21 protein-coding genes, 1 tRNA gene and 1 pseudogene are annotated in these 19,206 nt (G+C 36.5%); 13 read left to right on the forward strand and 10 right to left on the reverse strand.

Features of this window, described 5'->3' with window-relative positions; genetic code table 11:
- The first annotated feature begins 78 nt into the window (after positions 1–78).
- Positions 79–738: a polyprenyl diphosphate synthase gene (gene uppS, locus METEV_RS07965; RefSeq protein ID WP_013195010.1), complete on the forward strand. Its 660-nt coding sequence runs from the start codon at positions 79–81 to the stop codon at positions 736–738.
- Between the two features lie 162 nt (positions 739–900).
- Here the strand turns inward: uppS and METEV_RS12725 are convergent, their stop codons facing one another.
- Both METEV_RS12725 and METEV_RS12730 read right to left on the reverse strand, forming a co-directional pair.
- On the reverse strand, positions 901–1,395 hold the full coding sequence (locus METEV_RS12725; protein WP_232216914.1) for an RNA-guided endonuclease InsQ/TnpB family protein: 495 nt from the start codon (positions 1,393–1,395) through the stop codon (positions 901–903).
- Between the two features lie 219 nt (positions 1,396–1,614).
- Positions 1,615–2,118, reverse strand: coding sequence for a helix-turn-helix domain-containing protein (locus tag METEV_RS12730; RefSeq protein WP_049891135.1), 504 nt, complete (start codon positions 2,116–2,118; stop codon positions 1,615–1,617).
- A 323-nt stretch (positions 2,119–2,441) separates the two neighbouring features.
- Between METEV_RS12730 and METEV_RS07980 the strand changes: the two genes are divergently transcribed.
- From METEV_RS07980 to engB, 3 genes are read left to right on the forward strand one after another with little or no spacing between them, the layout of a single operon-like run.
- Positions 2,442–4,031, forward strand: coding sequence for a COG1470 family protein (locus tag METEV_RS07980; RefSeq protein ID WP_013195011.1), 1,590 nt, complete (start codon positions 2,442–2,444; stop codon positions 4,029–4,031).
- Positions 4,032–4,048: 17 nt separating this feature from the next.
- The gene (locus METEV_RS07985) at positions 4,049–5,446 is read left to right on the forward strand and encodes a COG1361 family protein (RefSeq protein ID WP_013195012.1); all 1,398 of its coding nucleotides are present in this window, start codon (positions 4,049–4,051) and stop codon (positions 5,444–5,446) included.
- A 6-nt stretch (positions 5,447–5,452) separates the two neighbouring features.
- Positions 5,453–6,082: a GTP-binding protein EngB gene (gene engB / locus METEV_RS07990; protein WP_013195013.1), complete on the forward strand. Its 630-nt coding sequence runs from the start codon at positions 5,453–5,455 to the stop codon at positions 6,080–6,082.
- Positions 6,083–6,094: 12 nt separating this feature from the next.
- On the opposite strand, the gene METEV_RS07995 is transcribed toward engB, so the two are convergent.
- The 3 genes from METEV_RS07995 to METEV_RS08005 are packed head-to-tail and all read right to left on the reverse strand — an operon-like array spanning position 6,095 to position 8,254.
- Entirely contained in the window at positions 6,095–6,712 is a 618-nt protein-coding gene (locus METEV_RS07995) for a TatD family nuclease-associated radical SAM protein (protein WP_013195014.1), read from the reverse strand.
- 1 nt (position 6,713) lies between these two features.
- Positions 6,714–7,061 (reverse strand): gamma-glutamylcyclotransferase family protein, encoded by a 348-nt coding sequence (locus METEV_RS08000; RefSeq protein ID WP_013195015.1) that lies wholly within the window; start codon positions 7,059–7,061, stop codon positions 6,714–6,716.
- A gap of 2 nt (positions 7,062–7,063) precedes the next feature.
- Positions 7,064–8,254, reverse strand: coding sequence for a geranylgeranyl reductase family protein (locus METEV_RS08005; protein WP_013195016.1), 1,191 nt, complete (start codon positions 8,252–8,254; stop codon positions 7,064–7,066).
- Positions 8,255–8,495: 241 nt separating this feature from the next.
- Here METEV_RS08005 and METEV_RS08010 point away from each other — a divergent pair, with 241 nt between their 5' ends.
- The 7 genes from METEV_RS08010 to METEV_RS08040 all read left to right on the forward strand — a co-directional run bounded on the left by METEV_RS08010 (position 8,496) and on the right by METEV_RS08040 (position 13,466).
- Positions 8,496–8,786, forward strand: coding sequence for a hypothetical protein (locus METEV_RS08010; RefSeq protein WP_013195017.1), 291 nt, complete (start codon positions 8,496–8,498; stop codon positions 8,784–8,786).
- A 144-nt stretch (positions 8,787–8,930) separates the two neighbouring features.
- Positions 8,931–10,211: a diaminopimelate decarboxylase gene (gene lysA, locus METEV_RS08015; protein WP_013195018.1), complete on the forward strand. Its 1,281-nt coding sequence runs from the start codon at positions 8,931–8,933 to the stop codon at positions 10,209–10,211.
- Positions 10,212–10,318: 107 nt separating this feature from the next.
- Entirely contained in the window at positions 10,319–11,047 is a 729-nt protein-coding gene (locus METEV_RS08020; RefSeq protein ID WP_013195019.1) for a peptidylprolyl isomerase, read from the forward strand.
- A gap of 95 nt (positions 11,048–11,142) precedes the next feature.
- Positions 11,143–11,231, forward strand: a tRNA-Ser gene (locus METEV_RS08025).
- A gap of 264 nt (positions 11,232–11,495) precedes the next feature.
- Positions 11,496–12,464 (forward strand): methenyltetrahydromethanopterin cyclohydrolase, encoded by a 969-nt coding sequence (gene mch, locus METEV_RS08030; protein WP_013195020.1) that lies wholly within the window; start codon positions 11,496–11,498, stop codon positions 12,462–12,464.
- A 95-nt stretch (positions 12,465–12,559) separates the two neighbouring features.
- A complete protein-coding gene (locus tag METEV_RS08035; RefSeq protein WP_013195021.1) occupies positions 12,560–13,033 on the forward strand; it encodes a DUF2124 domain-containing protein in 474 nt (157 codons plus the stop codon).
- Between the two features lie 67 nt (positions 13,034–13,100).
- Positions 13,101–13,466, forward strand: a complete 366-nt coding sequence (locus METEV_RS08040; protein WP_013195022.1) for a carboxymuconolactone decarboxylase family protein — start codon at positions 13,101–13,103, stop codon at positions 13,464–13,466.
- A 17-nt stretch (positions 13,467–13,483) separates the two neighbouring features.
- Here the strand turns inward: METEV_RS08040 and METEV_RS08045 are convergent, their stop codons facing one another.
- A complete protein-coding gene (locus tag METEV_RS08045; RefSeq protein WP_013195023.1) occupies positions 13,484–14,512 on the reverse strand; it encodes a class I SAM-dependent methyltransferase in 1,029 nt (342 codons plus the stop codon).
- Positions 14,513–14,572: 60 nt separating this feature from the next.
- On the opposite strand from METEV_RS08045, the gene METEV_RS08050 reads away from it, so the two are divergent.
- Both METEV_RS08050 and METEV_RS12580 read left to right on the forward strand, forming a co-directional pair.
- Positions 14,573–14,842, forward strand: a complete 270-nt coding sequence (locus METEV_RS08050; RefSeq protein ID WP_049891138.1) for a winged helix-turn-helix domain-containing protein — start codon at positions 14,573–14,575, stop codon at positions 14,840–14,842.
- A gap of 207 nt (positions 14,843–15,049) precedes the next feature.
- Complete coding sequence (locus METEV_RS12580; protein WP_013195024.1) at positions 15,050–15,310, forward strand: V4R domain-containing protein; 261 nt, start codon at positions 15,050–15,052, stop codon at positions 15,308–15,310.
- Positions 15,311–15,386: 76 nt separating this feature from the next.
- On the opposite strand, the pseudogene tnpB reads toward METEV_RS12580, so the two are convergent.
- From tnpB to METEV_RS08075, 4 genes and pseudogenes are all read right to left on the reverse strand, one after another.
- Positions 15,387–16,504, reverse strand: a pseudogene (tnpB, locus tag METEV_RS08060) (IS200/IS605 family element RNA-guided endonuclease TnpB).
- Between the two features lie 128 nt (positions 16,505–16,632).
- Complete coding sequence (locus METEV_RS08065) at positions 16,633–17,322, reverse strand: DUF2110 family protein (protein WP_013195025.1); 690 nt, start codon at positions 17,320–17,322, stop codon at positions 16,633–16,635.
- A gap of 11 nt (positions 17,323–17,333) precedes the next feature.
- Positions 17,334–17,936 carry a helix-turn-helix domain-containing protein gene (locus METEV_RS08070; protein WP_013195026.1) on the reverse strand — a complete coding sequence of 201 codons (603 nt, stop codon included), beginning with the start codon at positions 17,934–17,936 and terminating at the stop codon, positions 17,334–17,336.
- Between the two features lie 77 nt (positions 17,937–18,013).
- Complete coding sequence (locus tag METEV_RS08075; protein WP_013195027.1) at positions 18,014–19,183, reverse strand: tRNA (guanine(10)-N(2))-dimethyltransferase; 1,170 nt, start codon at positions 19,181–19,183, stop codon at positions 18,014–18,016.
- Between the last annotated feature and the right edge of the window lie 23 nt (positions 19,184–19,206).

Consider the following 19,206-nt stretch of genomic DNA (forward strand, 5'->3'; position numbering starts at 1 on the left):
CATCTATATAAAATATATAGCCTAAAAAAGTTAATTTTAAAAACTAATTTGTCATATTTTATATGGGGAGTTAAATAGATGCGGATACCAAAACACATAGGAGTTATCCCTGATGGGAACAGGAGATGGGCTCTAAAAAGAGGCTTATCTAAAGAAAAAGGATATGATTATGGAGTCGATCCAGGCATCGAATTAATACGCCTCTGCAAAAAAATGGGTGTAGAAGAATTAACCTTCTATGGATTTACAATGGACAATACCAAAAGAACATCTGAACAAACTAAAGCTTTCACCAATGCATGTATACAAGCAGCAAACGGTGCTATCAATGAAGGGTCACAGTTTCTGGTAGTTGGAGATACTGAATCCCCCATGTTCCCTGAAAAATTGATACCATACACCAGCAGAAAAACTTTTGGAGACGGAAATATAAAAGTCAACCTGTTGGTAAATTACGGATGGCAGTGGGATTTAAAAGGACTAAAAAATCTGGATAACAAAAATAAATCTACAAATAATAAAAAAAATATAATGTATTTGATTAACTCAAAAGAAATATCCAGAATTGATCTTATTATTCGATGGGGCGGTAGAAGGCGTTTGAGTGGATTTTTACCTGTGCAATCGGTATATTCGGATTTTTATGTTGTAGACAATTACTGGCCAGATTTTAAACCCAAACATCTTAACGATGCTATTGATTGGTATGATAAACAGGATATTACACTTGGCGGCTGACTACTCTCCCACGACTAAAGTCATGAAGTTCTTTTGAGAGCCTCAACCTTTAATGAGGTTGAGCATTTTCTGGTTCATGGACGGTACTTGCGAACTGATGCTGGGACCAGTCGTAGAGGTACCATCTCCACAGCCATTAATTCCCGCGAGCCTCACGGTATGCTATTTTGAGTTATAATACGATGATTTCGTCAGGATGTTGACCGCAGCATTGAAGTCTCTATCGATTTCTAATCCACAAATACTGCAGTAGAACGTTCTGTCTTCCAATCTTAGTTTCTTTTTCTTTTTAGTACCACAATGAGAACAGACCTGAGAAGTGTAGTTGGGATTCACCTTATCTACAATCTTGCCTCTCTCAGCAGCTTTATAGGTTACGTGCTGAACCAGTTTATTCCAGCCTACATCAGATATTGATTTAGCCAATTTGTTATTTTTTACAAGGTTTCTTATTTTCAGGTTTTCAAATACAATCAGGTCGTATTTATCCACCAACAATTTGCTCAGGCAATGCGAGAAATGGTTTCTTGCAGCAGCAACCTTTCTGTGAATTCTGTTCACTTTCTGTTTCTGCTTTTTATAGTTGTTTGATTTGAATTCCATTCTCGACAATTTCCGTTGTTCTTTAGCAAGCCTTTTATCGGCTTTCTTGAGGATTTTAGGTGGTTCGACAAAATCACCGTCTGGTTGTTATGAAAGATTTAAGTCCAAGGTCGATACCAACAGCGTTTGTAGGTGTAGAAGGTGTAGGATTTTCCGGTAGTTCAACAGTTAGATAGGCAAACCACTTTTTACCCTCTTTCTTGAGAGTACATGTCTTCAGTTCGCCTTCTGGGAATTTATCGATATCAATCTTGATGGGTTTCGATTTATGTGTTATCTTGGATAGATATAACTTATCTTCTTTGAGCCACCATCCATTACCATGCTGTTTGTATCTGAAACTACTGAAATCTTCTCTGCTCTTGAAATTGGGATGGGCTTTAGGGAGGATTCCATCGTATTTGATGAATCCTGAAGAATTGTTTCCACATGGGACATCTTTTCTCTTGACGAACATCCCTTTTTTAGGTTTGGTTTTTTCAGTCTACCTTTTTTTAAATCATTAAAAAACTTGTCATAAGCAAAACACAATCGCTGGAATACATCCAGTCTTACCGATGAATGTATCGGATAATCCAGATTTTTCAGGTGTTTTTCCAGGTCTGACCTTTTTACAGATAGACCGGATCTTTCGTATAAATCGACCTGAAGTGACAGAAGATGGTTCCAGATTGACCTGCAAGATTCCAGAGTCTCATCCAGTTTCCTCTCCTGTTCAGGAGTTGGACGTATCTTGAATCTTAGATTCCTACAGTTCTGACCTTCTTTACGAACCATCGCCTCCACCCTTTAACTTGGTACTGATTATACGTTTTTAAACTATATAATTTTTACCTGATGTTAGCGATTATCCCATAAAATCTATAGTTGATCAGACATCAGCGGGGAATGATTCATCTCTATTTAAACGGAATTTACTCATAGACTTTCTCTACCCCTGCGCCCCATTTCTCGTAAACTATTTTTTAATATAATTTATATATAAGGCCTATAAAAAATAAAATATATAATGAGTGATAAATAATTAAAACATATTTAAGAGATTATAATATAAAATTTAAAATTTTAATTGGTTAAAAGAAAATATACGAGATGTCAGTATGGCAAAAAAAACGATATTTATACTTCTAATTCTTATATTTGGTTTCTGTTCATCAGTCACCGCATACAACCTTGGTGATGTTGAATGGGTGAATGAAAAAACAAACACAATCCATTGGGGAGATTCAACAAACTACAATGATTATGTGATAACAGTAAAGGATTTTGATTATAAAGAAAGCGGAAAAAAATACGTATCCATCGAAATTACAAAAAATGGTGAAAGAAAAAAACTGGGAGCACTTACAGTTGGAGAGTCTCTAAGCTATCGCGATAAAAGTGGAGGAGATGATGTCCGGGTCTATATAAAAGAAATAAAAACTAATGTCGATGACTGGACAGGTAATATGGAAGACCCTACAGCAAAAATCCAGATACAAAAAAGAGGTCTCCCAGATTTGAAAATACATATTAATACAGAAAAAGATACCTATGACCCCAAAAAGTCCTCCAATCCTTCTAAAATAGTTGCTGACCTAAAAGTTGAAAATAAAGGTGATGCCGAAATTAACGATGTGAACTTGAACATTGATACCGGCGGGCTTGAACTTGTAGAAGGGGAACTTAACCATGAAATCGAATCAATTAAAAAAGGTAAAACATCACAAACTTTTACTGTAAAACTGGATGTTCCCCTTCTGTGGGATAAAAAATCCTTTGACATTTCTGCTGATGCCAGTGGTTATGATATAAACAACGACAATTTCGATGATACCGAATCAAAATCAATCACCATCAAGAAAAAATGGAATTTGATTGTTACAAAAACAGTAACTGAAGAAATTTACATGACAGACACCGCTTATGTGCTTGTAAATGTAAGAAATGGCGGTCTCTGTGAACTGAATAATATAAACGTAAACAACCCTGTTACCGATAAACTGGAACTTGAAAACAACATCACCAGTAACAAAACAATTTCACTTGAACCAGATGAAACTACCAAAAAATTGTATAGTTACTCATTGCAACCTTTAGAGCCCGGTAAATATAGACTACCCGATGCATCTGCAAGTTTCAAAGCACCCAATTCGAAAAAATATGATACTACATCAGACAAACCCCAGATTAAAATTAATGGTCCTTACCTCGTGTTCAATAAAAAAGTAAATTCCACAAGTATAGTTCCCGGTGGACATGCAAAAATCACCATCGAGATAAAAAACACTGGTAACAAAAATACCCATGTAAACGTTTCTGACACAGATTTACCATCAAATGTTGAATTTGTTGAAGGATCAAAACATTTTAAAGACGTGGTTAAGTCCGGTAATTCTAAGAGTTTTAGTTATACTGTTAAATTTAATAATGAAGGTAATGTGAAATTGCCTGCTGCAACATTGACATTTATAGATATGGAAGGATACAGCGGAAAGAAAACTTCCAACCGTCCAGAAATTTGGGTAAATACATCAGCAAATACTGAAAAACAGACAGATAATCCAGACAATTCTGATGGTAGTACCTCTGGCACAACCAACCAGAACAAAGATGGGTCAAAACCGGTTAAACAACCTGGATTCACAGGTTTGCTGGCTATTGCAGTTTTTACATGTGTTTATTATATTTACAGAAAACAAAGTAAATAAAAACGAAGGATGATTGTATGAATTATTATAGGTTGCAACCGATAATATTGTTATTAATAGCATCAATAGCCTTTATAGGTGTAGCTTGTGCAGATGATGGAAACACGACAAATGAAACTAATGTGAGTGAATGGACTCATAAAGGCAATTATACACTCTATTGGGGAGACACCATAAAAGTTAGTGGATATGATATCGAAGTTGAAGATTTTTCCAAAGCTTCTGAATTCAGCGATATAAAACATGTAGTCGTATCAGTCAAAAACAGCACTACTTCCTGGAGGTCTATACTTTCTGTAAACAATACAACTATCCAGCCCAATGTGGATTATAACAATAATACCGCTTCTGAAGTTTTCAATGGGTCGCTGAAAATAAATTCTTTTGAAATTGTGAACAACGAAAGCGTTTCAACTCCTTATACAAATATAGGAGTATATAAAGCAAAAGACCCAGAGGAATTAAAAACTTTCAGAAAGATAAACAAAACATGGATTAACACCACACTTGAAGTTAAAAAATGGGGAGGACAGGATGTATATATCAATGAACGTGCACGTATAACGTTACAGATTGAAAATTTAAAAGATATTGATTTTGAAAATATAAAAATAAACGAAAGTTTGCCAGAGCATTTTGTTGTAGACCCTGATAAAGATGTAAATATTTCCATGGATCTGGACGGGAAAAGCACTAAACAATTCAGCTACCATATCAAATCTCTTAAAGCCGGTGAATTCAAACTACCGCCTACCCATATAGCCCTTACTCATCTGGGCATAACCTACCATAAAAACATAACAGAATACGAACCGATACATAACAATACTACTAAACCTTCATGGATAACTGTTCATGGTCCAAAACTTAACATTACAAAAACAATCGATGCCCCCAAAGATTTAAAAGTTGATGATGTAGTAAATATAACAGTAGATGTTCAGAACACAGGCGACCGTTCAGCAACGGTTAATATTGAAGACCGATTACCAGCAAAAGCAGAACTTATTGAGGGTAATATTAAAGACAGCCTGATTTTACATCCTTCACAGAAACGCATTTTAGATTATTCAATAAAGATGAAAGATAAGGGTAATGTGATAGTCCCTGCAGCAAGTGCAGAATTTGTAGACCAAAAAAGATACAGTGACACAGTACGGACTGAAAGGTTTATGTTAAATGTTGGAGATGTGCCTGTACAAGAATCAGATGAACTCAAAAATATCGGTGGAAAAACTGAGAATAATACTAAAAATACATCTAACAGCAATATAAAGGAACAGAACCAGACTGAAAAAGGAATATTTGAAAAGGTAAAATCACTTCCAAACAGTGCATATGATCAAATGAAATCAATGGTTGACAGAATAAACGGAATTATAAGTTCTTTTATATCAGACATACAGGATTTTTAAACCATCATGAAAAAAGGGAAAAAAGATAATTTTGAAAATATTAATCTGGAAATTGTTTTTGCAGGCAGATCAAATGTAGGTAAATCTTCATTCATCCGTGAGCTTACCGGTAAAAAGGTTAAAGTAGGCAAACGTCCGGGTGTTACATTAAAACCGTACAACATCTGCTATTCTGATATGCTGGTTACCGATATGCCCGGATTTGGATTTATGAGCGGGGTCAAAGACCGGAAGAAAGATATTGTCCACGACAAAATTGTCCGCTATTTTGAAAATAATGCCAAAAGGATTAAAGTTGCTGTGCTTATCATAGATGGTCCAGCATTTATAGATATAGCTGATAGATGGAACGCAAGAGACGAGATACCTATTGACATTGAAATGTTTGAATTTTTAAATGAACTGAATATCGACACCATTGTTGCTGTAAACAAAATTGATAAAATAAAATCCAAAGACTATGAACAGATAATGAATGGAATTGTCGAAAGGCTCGGTATGAGTCCTCCATGGAAACAATGGATAGATATTATCGCTCCTGTTAGTGTGAAAAAGGGTGATATACAATCAGCAAGGGAACTTATTAAAAACCGTTTGCATGAGGCAAAACGCGATGACCTTCTAAAATACATATAATTTAATTATATTTCAACGTACATGGAAGTCCGCACCCATATTATCGGCAATACGCTTACATTTTTCAATATCGATTTCTGTAAAACCCACTACTGTCATTCTGGTACGCATACCCAAATTTACGGCTTTTTTTGTAAAATCAAGCATTGACTGATAAGCATTTTTATATCTGGGCTGGCAAAGTCTATTGTATATATCCTCGGATTCGGCATTAAGGCTTACTGAAATCGCATCAAGACCTGCATCTTTCAATTCTTTAACCACATCCCTGTTAGGATATAGCAATTGTGCATGTCCATTTGTATCCAATCTTACATAGGCACCATGACCTTTAAGCCACCGGATTAGAGATAGCATATCATCCAGACGGACAGTAGGTTCTCCAAAACCTGTGAAAACTATTTCTCGATATTTTAAGAAGTTATTTTTTTCAAGTGCCTGCTTAATTTCCTCAACTGATGGCTCATATAAAAGACGCAGGTTGTATCCGTAAACTCCATCCGAAAGGTCTCGTACACAGAACACACACCTTGCAGTACATCGGTTTGTGATATTCAAATACAGGTTTCCGTGTGCTGTATAACAGATTGTCCCCGGTTTAGAGGTATTACTGTAAGAATTGGCTGACATATTAGCACTGCCAATTTCCGCTTTCAACTATTTCATACTTGTTATCAAAAGCGTCTGGTATCTGTACAAGGAAATACATATACGCAATTATATTATTATCAAGCCGGACTTCGTCCCTACAGAACCACACACCTTCAAACTCATCTATCGATACAAGTGTATTGAAATCCACATCATAAACCTCTCCATAAATCTTTGAAGTGTTACCCTCCACCACTCCCGGAAAAATACCAAAGTCAAGCATTGTGTATTTGTCAATTGTAGAAGCAGAAGATATAAAATCAGCATCATTTAAAAGATTAGAATTCACACATCCAGATTTTAATGTTCCATAAACAAATACATACATAATTACGTAAACCCCAGATTCATTTTTAAAAGTGTTTTTTTTACAACATCAGGTAACTGACCACACTGGATGGCTTTCATATGTTCCGGTGATGTATACCTAATAGCTCTTGACATCATATAATCAGAACGCATAAGTCTGTCCATGAGTTTTCTTATGTACACTGCAGTCCTTATTTCCATGCCCATCTGAGCCTTCCAGCGTTTTTCATATTCATCAAGCTCACATTTACCATCTATGGATTCAGAAGCAGTTTCACCTGCAACTTTTCCAGCAACCATCGCAGTAGGAATTCCACCACCGTTGGTTGCTATTATATGTCCTGCTGCATCTCCTGCGATAAGAGTATTGTCAGACACCGTGTATTTAGGAGCTCCACCCACTGGAACTATACCTGAAACTACTGAAACCACTGAACCCTTCTTTAATTTTTCACTTGCTATCGGATGCTCATACATAAATTTGTTAAGATAATCCCTTGCACACATGCCTTTTTCAAATAAAGTTTCTCTAATACCAACTCCTATATTTGCTGTATCACCACCCTGGGATATTATCCATGCGTATCCACCGGGTACATAATCCTTACCAAAATACATCTCAACAGCATCCCTGTCCACATCAACACCGCTTAGTTCGTATTCAAAAGCGGTACCTACTGACATCGGGTCGTATTCACGAGACAAACCTTTGCTCTTTGCAACGGTTGAATTTGGACCATCTGCACCAATGATTACATCTGCATCAGTTGTAAAACTGCCAAAAACACCCTCAAGTTCTAGTGTTGATCCATTAATTTCTGTTACTGTTGTTCCCGGCATAACCTGTACATCGGATTTTGCAGCTTCTTTTGCAAGATATTTATCAAAACGCCGTCTATCTATTGCATCTGCTGTAACATCAAATTGTTTTGAACAGCCATCAGGTGCTATAAAACGCTGGCAACTTGTTGTAGTATGGATACATTCCGAAGGATACTCTTCAAGAGTGTAGGGTAATTCAGCATTTGGAACCAGTTCTCTCAATGTTTCATAATGAGGTAAAAATCCACCACATTGTAAAGGTGTGCCTATATCTTTTTTCCTGTCTATTAAAAGAACTGATTTGCCATTTCTGGCTGCATAATTGGCTGCTGTTGACCCTGCTGGTCCGGCACCCACAACAACTATGTCATATGATTTTTCAGGTATCATGGAACTCGAAATTTTATTGTTAATCTATCTTATAAATGTCTACTTGTATTTTAATGGTTTTATAAAAAACAGAGTTTCCGAAATTATAAATCCGGTTAATATAAACACCGAATTAGGGATTAAGTAACGCGGGGGTTATAGTATAGATTTAACAAATAAAGACAAATTACGGATAGCAAATCTTTGTCTTTCGCAGTTTCTTCCGGATGACAGTACAAATACTGATTTACAGATTACAAACTTGCTTGAATATGAATTTACAGACAGTAAACGGGTTGAATTCAGAGAACAAACGATAAAAAGGAATAAAAACACCAGATTAAACAGAAAAACACACTCTGAAAAACATCATGTTACAATGAATATGGTTGCTGAAAAAGATGGAAACATGCTTAAAGTCATATGTGATTTTCTTGTTGTTGAAGGAAAGCGCACAGTAGAAGTGATAATAAGCGGATACTACAGAACGGATTTGGTGAAAAACAAATTCCAGTTACGCAATATTAATTTTTATCCAATCTGGAAAAACTAAAACACTTCCAATAAACTATTTTTCCTGAAAAACCAATAGTTTCTGGCATTTTAATTCTACAATTTAATTTATAGTAAAACTAATATTATTAAAATTGCATTAAGACCGTAGGTTATTGAATGATAATAAAATGAGGTATAAAATATGTTTACAATAAAAAACCATCTGGAAATAGAAAACAGTCGACTTACCATAGGTGGTGTTGACACTTCAAACCTTGTTAATGAATACGGCTCACCGATTTATGTTACAAACGAACAGAGAATAAGAGATAATTTCAGAAGATACAAAAAAGCTTTCCCTGATGCAGACCTATTTTATGCAGCCAAAGCCAATGGCAATCTTACCATCCTCAAAATACTGGCTGAAGAAGGTGCAGGTGCAGATGTTTTTTCTGATGGCGAACTTTATACAGCCCTGCTTGCCGGAATTCCTCGTGATAAAATACTTTTTAATGGTAACTCCAAATCAGACAGAGAATTATTGATGGCAGTCCAGACCGGTGTACGGGTGTCTGTTGATTCCTTTGATGAATTGAACACACTTTCATCAATTGCAAAGAATGAGGGCAAAGTTGTTGACATTGCATTTAGGGTTAACCCTGATGTTTCCCCAAAAACCCACCCTAAGATATCTACAGGTCTTAAAACATCCAAATTTGGAATACCTCATGATGAGGTTGTAAGTGCATACAAACAGGCTCTTGATAAACCCGGTGTAAATCCAGTAGGAATCCATTGTCACATCGGCTCCCAGATACTTGAAGTGGAACCTTTTGTCGAAACTGTAAACAAAATGATGGACCTTGTAGAGCAGATATCAAGGCTGGGTGTAGAGTTTGAATTTGTGGATATTGGCTCGGGTCTTGGAATACCCTATGAGAAAAACATAGAAGTACCTACACCAAATGACCTTGCAGATTCTATAGTCCCTATTTTCAATGAAAGGTGCAAAGCAGAAGGAATAAACCCAAAACTTGTTCTTGAGCCCGGACGTTATCTGGTTGGAGACTCTGCTATACTGCTCACCAGTGTAAATACTATGAAAAATGCTGCGAAAAAATTTGTTGGTATTGATGCCGGATTTAACACCATGATAAGACCCGTGATGTATGATGCATACCACCACGCAGTAGTAGCCAACAAGGCAGATAAAAACGCAGAAGATACATATACTATAGTTGGACCTATATGTGAAACTGGAGACATCATGGCAACTGACCGTGAATTACCAGAAATAGAGAAAGGAGATGTGATTGCATTTCTGGATGTAGGTGGCTACGGATTTTCAATGAGTTCTCAGTATAATGGCAGACCAAGATGTGCAGAGCTACTTGTTAACAAGGGTGATGTTGATATTATAAGAAAAGCCGAAACCTACGCAGACCTGCTTGCCAATCAGGAAGTTCCACCAAGATTCTTGTAAATCTTTAGCGGGAATTATTCCAAAAAGTTATTAAATGCATATGTATATTGCAGAGAAGATAGATTTTATAAATATAATAATAACCAATATTAACCGAGTTGATTAATTTGACAATACAGGAAGGAGACTTCATAAAACTATCATATAACGGAAAACTTGAAGACGGCATCGTGTTTGACACCACTGATGAAAACGTTGCAAAAGAAAACGGTATATACAATGAACAGGGAATGTACGGCGGAGACGTTGTTGTAGCCGGTGCAGGTCACACAATAAAAGGACTGGATGAAGAATTGATTGGAAAAGAAGAAGGTGACTCCGGCACAATAGAAATTCCGCCCGAAAAAGCATTTGGAGAACATGATCCCAAACTTGTAGAATCCCATTCGATAACAAAATTCCAAGACCGTAAAGCATATCCAGGGATGGAAGTACAGATTGATAACAGAAAAGGTGTTGTTTCAAGGGTTATCGGTCGTAGGGTTCGTGTCGATTTCAACCATCCTCTGGCTGGAAAAACTGTCACCTATGATTATTCCATAGATAAAAAGATAGAAGACGATGATGAAAAACTGCAGGGTCTTCTTGCACTCTACACAGGAATGCCAGAAATGGATGCAAAAATAGAAAACAATACTGCTATAATCAATATCCCCAACGAGCTTACTTTCAACCAGAGATGGTTAATGGTCAAAGGCAGAATTGCGAGCGAACTGATGCAACATCTTGGCATCGAAGAAGTTCAGTACGTGGAAAAATATCCTCCTGAATCCAGCAAAACCGAAGAATCCGAATCTGAAGAAACAATGGAAGAAACTGAATCCAGCGGAGAATAAATTCTCTGCTGATTTATTTTATTAGTTTCTCTTACAATACCAGTTTTAATCAAAACCCTTTTATGATATAAACTGTCATTTACATCCGCAAATAAGCCGAGGTGGCAGAGTGGACGAAAGCGCCGGTCTTGAGAATCGGTGGTGCTGACGCACCTCGGGAGTTCGAATCTCCCCCTCGGCGCCATTATTATTCTTTTTCTGCTTACATCAAAAAATAATAGCAATCATTATTACTTGGTTCTGTAGAAACCCTATTGAAATCGGCACTAATAGCTAAAGTTCAAGAACAATAACCAATATCCAAAACACACATCTGAAAATATTATCAAAGACATTTGGATATAAAGCATTTCTACAAAGCCTATTACTTATCCTTTAAAAAAAAATCGGCAATTATATATTCTCCTCTACCTAATTCCAATGAAAACAAATTGGAAAAGGTGATAATGTGATAAGCGTTAACGAGAAAGGACTGTATATAATCGATGAAATGCTTGACTGGGAAGAAGAGTTAAAAATAGAATCCAAAGAACTTGAAAATGGTGCTACTATCATTGACTGTGGTGTCAATGTAGAGGGCGGATACGATGCAGGCATGTATTTATCAAGGCTCTGCGTTGCTGACCTTGCAGAATTGACATACACAAAATTCGACCTTGATGGTGTCACTGTACCTGCGATACAGGTAGCCACTGACCAGCCAAATATTGCATGTATGGCATCCCAATACGCAGGATGGATGATTTCTGTCGGCGATTATTTCGGTATGGGTTCAGGTCCTGCAAGAGCACTCGGACTCAAACCAAAGAGCCTCTATGAAGAAATCGGATACAAAGACGATATTGAAGTAGCTGTTCTTGTACTGGAATCAAGCACACTACCTGATGAAGAGGTAGTTGAATATATAGCAAAACACTGCGGTGTTGAAACCGATAATGTCTACATTGCTGTAGCACCAACCTCATCTATAGCAGGTTCTGTCCAGGTATCTGCACGTGTGGTCGAAACAGGTATCCACAAACTTGAATCCGTAGGATTCGACATAAACAAAATAAAAAGCGGTTTCGGTGTTGCACCCATTGCTCCTGTGGTTGGTGGAGACACAAAATGCATGGGGTCAACAAACGACTGCGTTATTTACTGCGGAGAAACATATTATACCGTTAAATACGGCAGTGACAATGTAGAAGAATTTGAGGATTTTGTAAAGAAAACACCATCTGCAAACTCCAGAGATTATGGTAAACCGTTCTACGATACATTCAAGGAAGCAAACTTTGACTTTTACAAGATAGATGCAAATATGTTTGCTCCTGCTAAAATCACTGTCAATGACCTGACCAACAAGAAGACTGTGACAAGTGGACGAATAAATCCAGGTATACTTCTGGATTCCTTTGGCGTCAAAAATCTCTAACTGTTAGTTGAAAATAGCTAACAGGTTGTCTGTAATCTTTATCCAGATTGTACAACCTCCTTACTGGTTGTACATTTTTTATTAAGGGGGATTATATGGAAGTTTTAAAAACCAGCGAAGGTATAGGTGGCCAACTTACAGGGTTCAGGGAATTAGTTAAAAATTCGAACAGTATCACATTTATCGGTTCACCGGGTTTCTGCACACCTTTTGCAGAACTGTTTGCATTCGTTATCAGGGAATCGGGAAAAGAAATGGCGTTTATACCCAGTTTAAAATATGAAAATGCAAAATCCTTAATATCTACTGAGGACGGTATACAACTTGGTGATAAAACAGACCCAAGTGCGGATACTGTAGTATTACTGGGCGGGCTTGCAATGCCGAAAATGGGTATTGACCCCGCAGATATTAATGAAATAATAACAAAACTACAGCAAAATTCTGAAAACAAAATGATAATTGGTATATGTTTCCAATCGATTTTCCAGGAACAAGAATGGGATAGTTATATAGATTTTGATTACATCATTGATTCAGACCTGACAAACAGCACAATAAAATTATAACAGCAAATCAGTTATAACAACAAAACCATTGTATTTTATACAATAAATCTACTTATCAGTGATACATATGGAAAAAAACACAAAAGATGAAATACGAGAAGTGAAAGGGTTTCTCCCAAAAGCGATTAAATTCGCAGATGAAATAAACGAAGATTTTGCAGAAGGTATAGCAGAATTCTATCAGGCAATCTGGGATGAAAGGGAAAACGGATTGTCCATGAAAGAAAAGCATATACTTGTATTTACAGTTGCCTGTGCCTCCAACAACGTGGAAAGTGCATCAAAAATACTTGAAAGGCTCAAAAAATTCGGGGCAACCCGTACCGAAATCTACGATGCTATGATGATGGCTGCTTGGACTGGCGGAATACAGAATTTTACAAACGTAAGCAGTGAATTAGTTGATAAAATCAACAAACTGGGTTTTGAATAAAACCAGTACCATTTTTTTTATTTGGGTTTGTATACATACGCATCGACTACTACATGATAAACCCCGGGTGAATATTTTTTAATCGTGTGATGTCCACAGATTTGTGCTGTTTTTCCAAATTCAGAGGCAACATTTTTTATCCTTGAAACTGGTCTTTCATAAAGACGGTTTTCAGGGACTGTTTCATGATAATGAAGCATACCACCAGACTCTTTGAGCGCTTTTATTCCGTATTTCAAATAATAGTGTGTTGTTCTGACATAACCCATCAAAACTCGGTCTGCTGTATTCTCTGGTGTATATAGACTGCAATCACCACAAACAGGAATTACCGTATCATCGACACGGTTTAGATTTATGTTTTCCTGTAAATACTTAAAGGATATCGGATTTATCTCAATAGAAATGAGTTTTGTGCGTTTAGAATGCACTGCCATAGGTATGGAAAAATACCCAATACCTGAAAACATGTCCACAACCAGTTCATCTTCTCCAAGTTTGCTCATCCGCTGGCGCTCATCCAGATTCCCTTTTGAATACATTATGTCTGCTACATCCAGTTTGAAGTAACACTGGTTTTCTTTGTGTATGGTTTCAGTTTCATTTCCAATAATAAGTTTTCTTTTGGGTCTTCTAAACTGTCCCTCTATACCAAAATCTTCTACTACCGACCTACACTTAGGATACATTTCAAGAAGTGTATAGGCAATTGTTTTTTTTCTGTGTTCAAGTTCTTCAGGTATTCTCACAATAATTACATCACCCAGAACCTGCCACCCTGTTGGAAGATATTGAAGTTCAGCTTTTGGGATATATCCGCTGAGCTTTTCTTTTAGTGAACTGGTTACTGGTTTATAATACTCCGGTTCATCCTGTTCAATAATTTTATAACCGTCCACATCATCATTAACCGGAATTTCGAGGTATTTGTCAGGATATTTTTTGCTTCTTTTGATTTTCCTAGTTCTGTCAAGTAAATTTTTTTCAGAAAGGTAACAACGGACAGTTTCGACTTTTTCTTTTGGTATAAGGATTGCTTTGTTCATAAATACCTCATTCGAACAATTGCGAACTTTTATATAGAGTGTAAATTATTTATTATTACGATGATTTATGGGAATCGTACAACTCTTTTTTCAAACGGAAACGGATTTGTTGCATTAAATACCCCGGTAAAAATTAAAGTTTTGGAATTACTCGAATCAGGTCCAAAATCTTTTGATGAAATCGTTAGGTATACAAATAAAGCAAAATCTACGATATCTGTACATCTCAACGACCTGAGGCAGTACAATCTTATAAAAGAAACATCCGATGATAATGATAAACGCAAAAAAGCCTATCATCTAAACTGCCAACTTATTGCATATTCTTAGCAACCACTGGCCAAACACTATCATAATGTCTTACAGGTTTTTGGGTCTGCATTACCTGATGACCGCCGGTTTTTAAAACACGTATTTCAGGCTTTAAGGTTTGGATTTGAGTCGCATGGTATCGATTATGAACCTGTCATTAAAAACATTGGTAAAGACATAGGAACAAATCTGTCCGATAATTTTGAATCGAACAGTTTAAAAGATTTGCTTGATGAAATTGCGGTATTCTGGAGTAAAAACGGACTGGGTGAAATCAATATAAACAATATTAACCCGCTTGAGATTGTTATTAATAACTGTTTTGAATGTTGTTCTGTGCCACCTGTTGATAAAAAACTATGTTCTTTCAGTGCGGGTCTATTGGAAGGTATAATTACCGGCAATACAGGAATAGGGGGCACTATAAAAGAAACTGAATGTCAGGGCAGTGGTCATAATCACTGCATGTACAAAATGATAAAGTGAATTACTCCTCCCTTTTGGGAGGAGCTTCCTGTTTCATAGTTTGTTCTAACGAACACAACTCCACAGGCTCTACCCCTCATCCCGAAGGTGAAATTAGATTCTGTCTATCCAGTGCGAATTTTTTAATATTAACTGATGCGTTGATGTCTCTATCATGTTCCGTTTTGCAGTCAGGACATTCCCATTCCCTGTCTTTAAGTTCCAAATCCTAATGATAATATCCACATACATGACAGATTTTGCTTGATGGATCGAATCGTCCTATCTTGATGATATTTTTACCATACCATTCTGCTTTATATTCCAATTTCTGTACAAAACTACTCCATGAAGAATCGGTTATATGTTGTGCAAGATTATGATTTTTCAGCAGTCCTTTTACATTCAAACATTCCAGTGCTACAGCTTGGTTCTCGCTTATCAACCTGGAACTTAACTTATGCTGGAAATCTTCTCTCTGACTGCTTATTTTTTCATGGTACTTGGCTATCTGATGTTTCAGTTTCCTGTAATTATTAGAACCTTTCTTTTTTCTGCTGAGCCTTTTCTGTAATACCTTTAATCTTTCAATCGAATTTTTCAGGTATCTGGGGTTGCCGATTTTTTCACCGTCGGATGTGACAGCGAAATCTTTGATTCCTACATCGACTCCTATAGTATTATTTTGGTCGAATTTATATTTTTGTGGTAATTGTTTGTCGTCATCGACTAAAATACTGATATAATATTTCCCGTCGGTGTTCTTTTTATAGTCGCAATCCTTTGTTTACCATCAAACCTTCTATGCAGCCTTGTCTTTATCCAGCCGATTTTAGGTATGTATACTTTATTATTCTCAAAATCGACTTTATACCATTGAGGAATAGGGAAAGATTGAACAGGGTTTTTCTTGGATTTAAACTTTGGAAAACCTGATTTTTCTCTGAAAAACTTGGTGAAAGCATTTTCAAGATTAAGAGTGGCTCCCTGTAATGATTGTGAGTTAATCTCTTTCAACCATTCATAATCATCTTTTAATACCCTTATTCGTTTGTTCAATTCAAATCTTGATATAGCTTTACCATCCTATTCATAAGATTTGATTTTGTTCTCCAGAGCCCAGTTGTATATGAACCTACAAGCTCCTATATGTTTTGCTATTAACTCCTGTTGTGTTTGATTTGGATACATACGGTACTTGTAGGCTTTTAACATATTACAGTAATTATTATTTGTCATTATTATATGTTATGTTAAATGTGGTTCAAGAGTGTATATCGCATTCATCTTCCAGCTTCGCAGGGAGTCTTCTGCGATATTTGGGATAAAAACCGATATTAAAATTATCCATTACCTACAACCACACCAAGGTCAGATATTAAAAGTTTACCTATTTCTGCAACTATTCCCGGACCATCTGTATCCTCACGACATACTATTGCATGTTCCATCACACCCAGACGTTCAACCCCGTATATATCCTTGCCGTGCCCTTTCTTTTTAATAGCTGATTTTAATTCCGAACGGGTTGCTGAATTTGCTATAACTCTATCTGTACTGGATTTTTTCCAGTCCCACCATAGGTCGATTTGTTTTTTTGTAAAGCGTGCTTTTGGATTTTCTGAATTATCTGTAACATCAACTGATACCGGTAGATAAGGAATAATCCCGAATCTGGATGCAATCTGTTCTACATTACCTGTACCGAGAGGTTTCAAATGGCTTTGTGGAATTGATAATTCTACACCTACATTAACTAGTATCCTTTCAGATTTAATTGACTGGATGTATCCCCTGTATTCTTTACCGGGTTCAACTTCATCCACAGGAGTATTGTATTTACTTACAAGATAATTTGCAGAAAATTCCTCATCTTCACCGGAAAGATCCACCTGAACCCAACCTTCCAGAGTAGCGGATACATCTACGGATACCTCCAGTTCTTTAAGGTCATTATAAATCATATCTTTTATAGAATGAATCGCACGCTCAGTATTTCTGTATATGTGAAGAAGTAGTATTACAGACCTCATGGCTAATCCTTTTATTGACCTTGATTGATAATATTATCCAGACGCTGTCTTGTATCATTTAATGTTATAATTGCTATATCATCTACCGGATTCTGAGATGATTCTATCTGGTCTTCAAGTTTTTTAATATCCCTTTTAAAGGGTCCCAATTTGCGAGCTATAGCATCACTATCTTCATTATTATTGGATAATTCTTCATAAATATTTTCTATTTTCAAACGCAGGTTTACTACTTTGCTGTTTATGGATTGAACTTTCTGACTCTCAGATTCTTCACTGGATTGTGATTCACTATTTTGAAAAGTACTTGAAATGTTGTTAGCTGGACTATTTTCTTCAGTTTCATTTTCAAGTTTAAGGATTAAATTTTTCAGGGCGTTTACAACATCCATTCCTCTGTCTGTAAGTTCAACATATTTAACACGTCCATCCATCTTAAACTGTACGAGTCCACAATCTTCCATTTTGGACAGGATTTTGGTTGTATGAGCAAAAGTAGAATTAATCTCCTTTGTTATTACAGATGCATAGGTTCTTTCAAATGACCATATCGCAAGCAAAGCAAGTGTTGGTTTTTCCTGTAAGAACAGATTTTCTGCATGTTTTTCAGCCATAATGCACTCCTGAATAATCTTAAAAATTGTACTTAACGTATCTATTATATAATTTATTATATATTATTTTCTATACCTTATCTGGAAAACGATGAATGTACAATATCATTGATAACATCGATTCCGGCATCGGTTTTAAAAGATGTACCACTAAAATGTGTTCTTGAGGCACTATAACCGTTTGCTATGAGTAAATCAATCAACCTGTTCATGGACACTGCAGAAACACCCTGACGTTTACAGATAAGGTGCAAATCATAATAAGTAGGATATTCAAGCTCGTCCCTGCAAAGTGTAATTATTTTTCTGGTGTTTTCTCTTTTATTTAACTGATGGTTATCAATTTCCTGTAATATTTCGTTGCAGAAGTCGGTTTCATGAAGAGAACCAAGCCACAAAGGTCCCCCAATACTGGTCTTGTTTCCGCATAAAGGACAGTTATTATCTATACTGACAGCGAGTCCATATACAGTTTTCCTGAAACCGCACTTATCACAGTGGGATATAAAACCCATGTATTTCAGGGCATCATCAGCCCTTTTAGCCCCCTTTTTAACATGTAGATATGTACGTACATAATGCCGGGTTGCATGTGACAAAATCGGTATCATCGCTTTATCATATTTTGCAAATTCCCTTGCCACCTTCCCAAGAAGTATTCGTACACCCATCTCCCTGTGGTATTCATTGTTAAGGGGTACTGCTGAATATTTTCTGATTCCTGATTTTAAGTGTGCTCCACATAAAGGCGCTGTATCTGTAGCTGTTATTTCGAGTAAATGTCTGGTAGAATAAATTGCAGATTCCAGATATGGTATAGGTGTCCCAAAGGGGTCAAGGTCTACTATATCATATCTGTTTTCGAATAATAGTACATTGGCATTTTTGGAAAAAACAGTTGTCAGGTCTAAAACATCGTTTAGCTCTGCGTTTTTTAAAATTAATTTATATGCTTCCTCATTCCAATCGTTTAATGTAGTGTCTAAACCTGTCTCATTTGATACCCTGATTCCCCGGGCACCAGATGCAGCAAGTGCGTCTGCATATTTTACATCAGAAGGAGCTAATCCATACTTTGCAGACAATCTTTGTGCAAAAACAGCATTTGCAACTACTGTAATATCTCTGTTCAATTCCATTTCAGGGTTATAAAAAACAGATGCAGAAGATGGAGGAAACGATGCATCCTGTGGTGGTTCGGGAATCCATATTTTTGTCAACCCTTCTGTGACAGTCTTATAACTCATCTGAAATTAATCAATATCAGGTC

Origin of the sequence: Methanohalobium evestigatum Z-7303, from assembly GCF_000196655.1 — an archaeon.
Taxonomy (GTDB): domain Archaea; phylum Halobacteriota; class Methanosarcinia; order Methanosarcinales; family Methanosarcinaceae; genus Methanohalobium; species Methanohalobium evestigatum.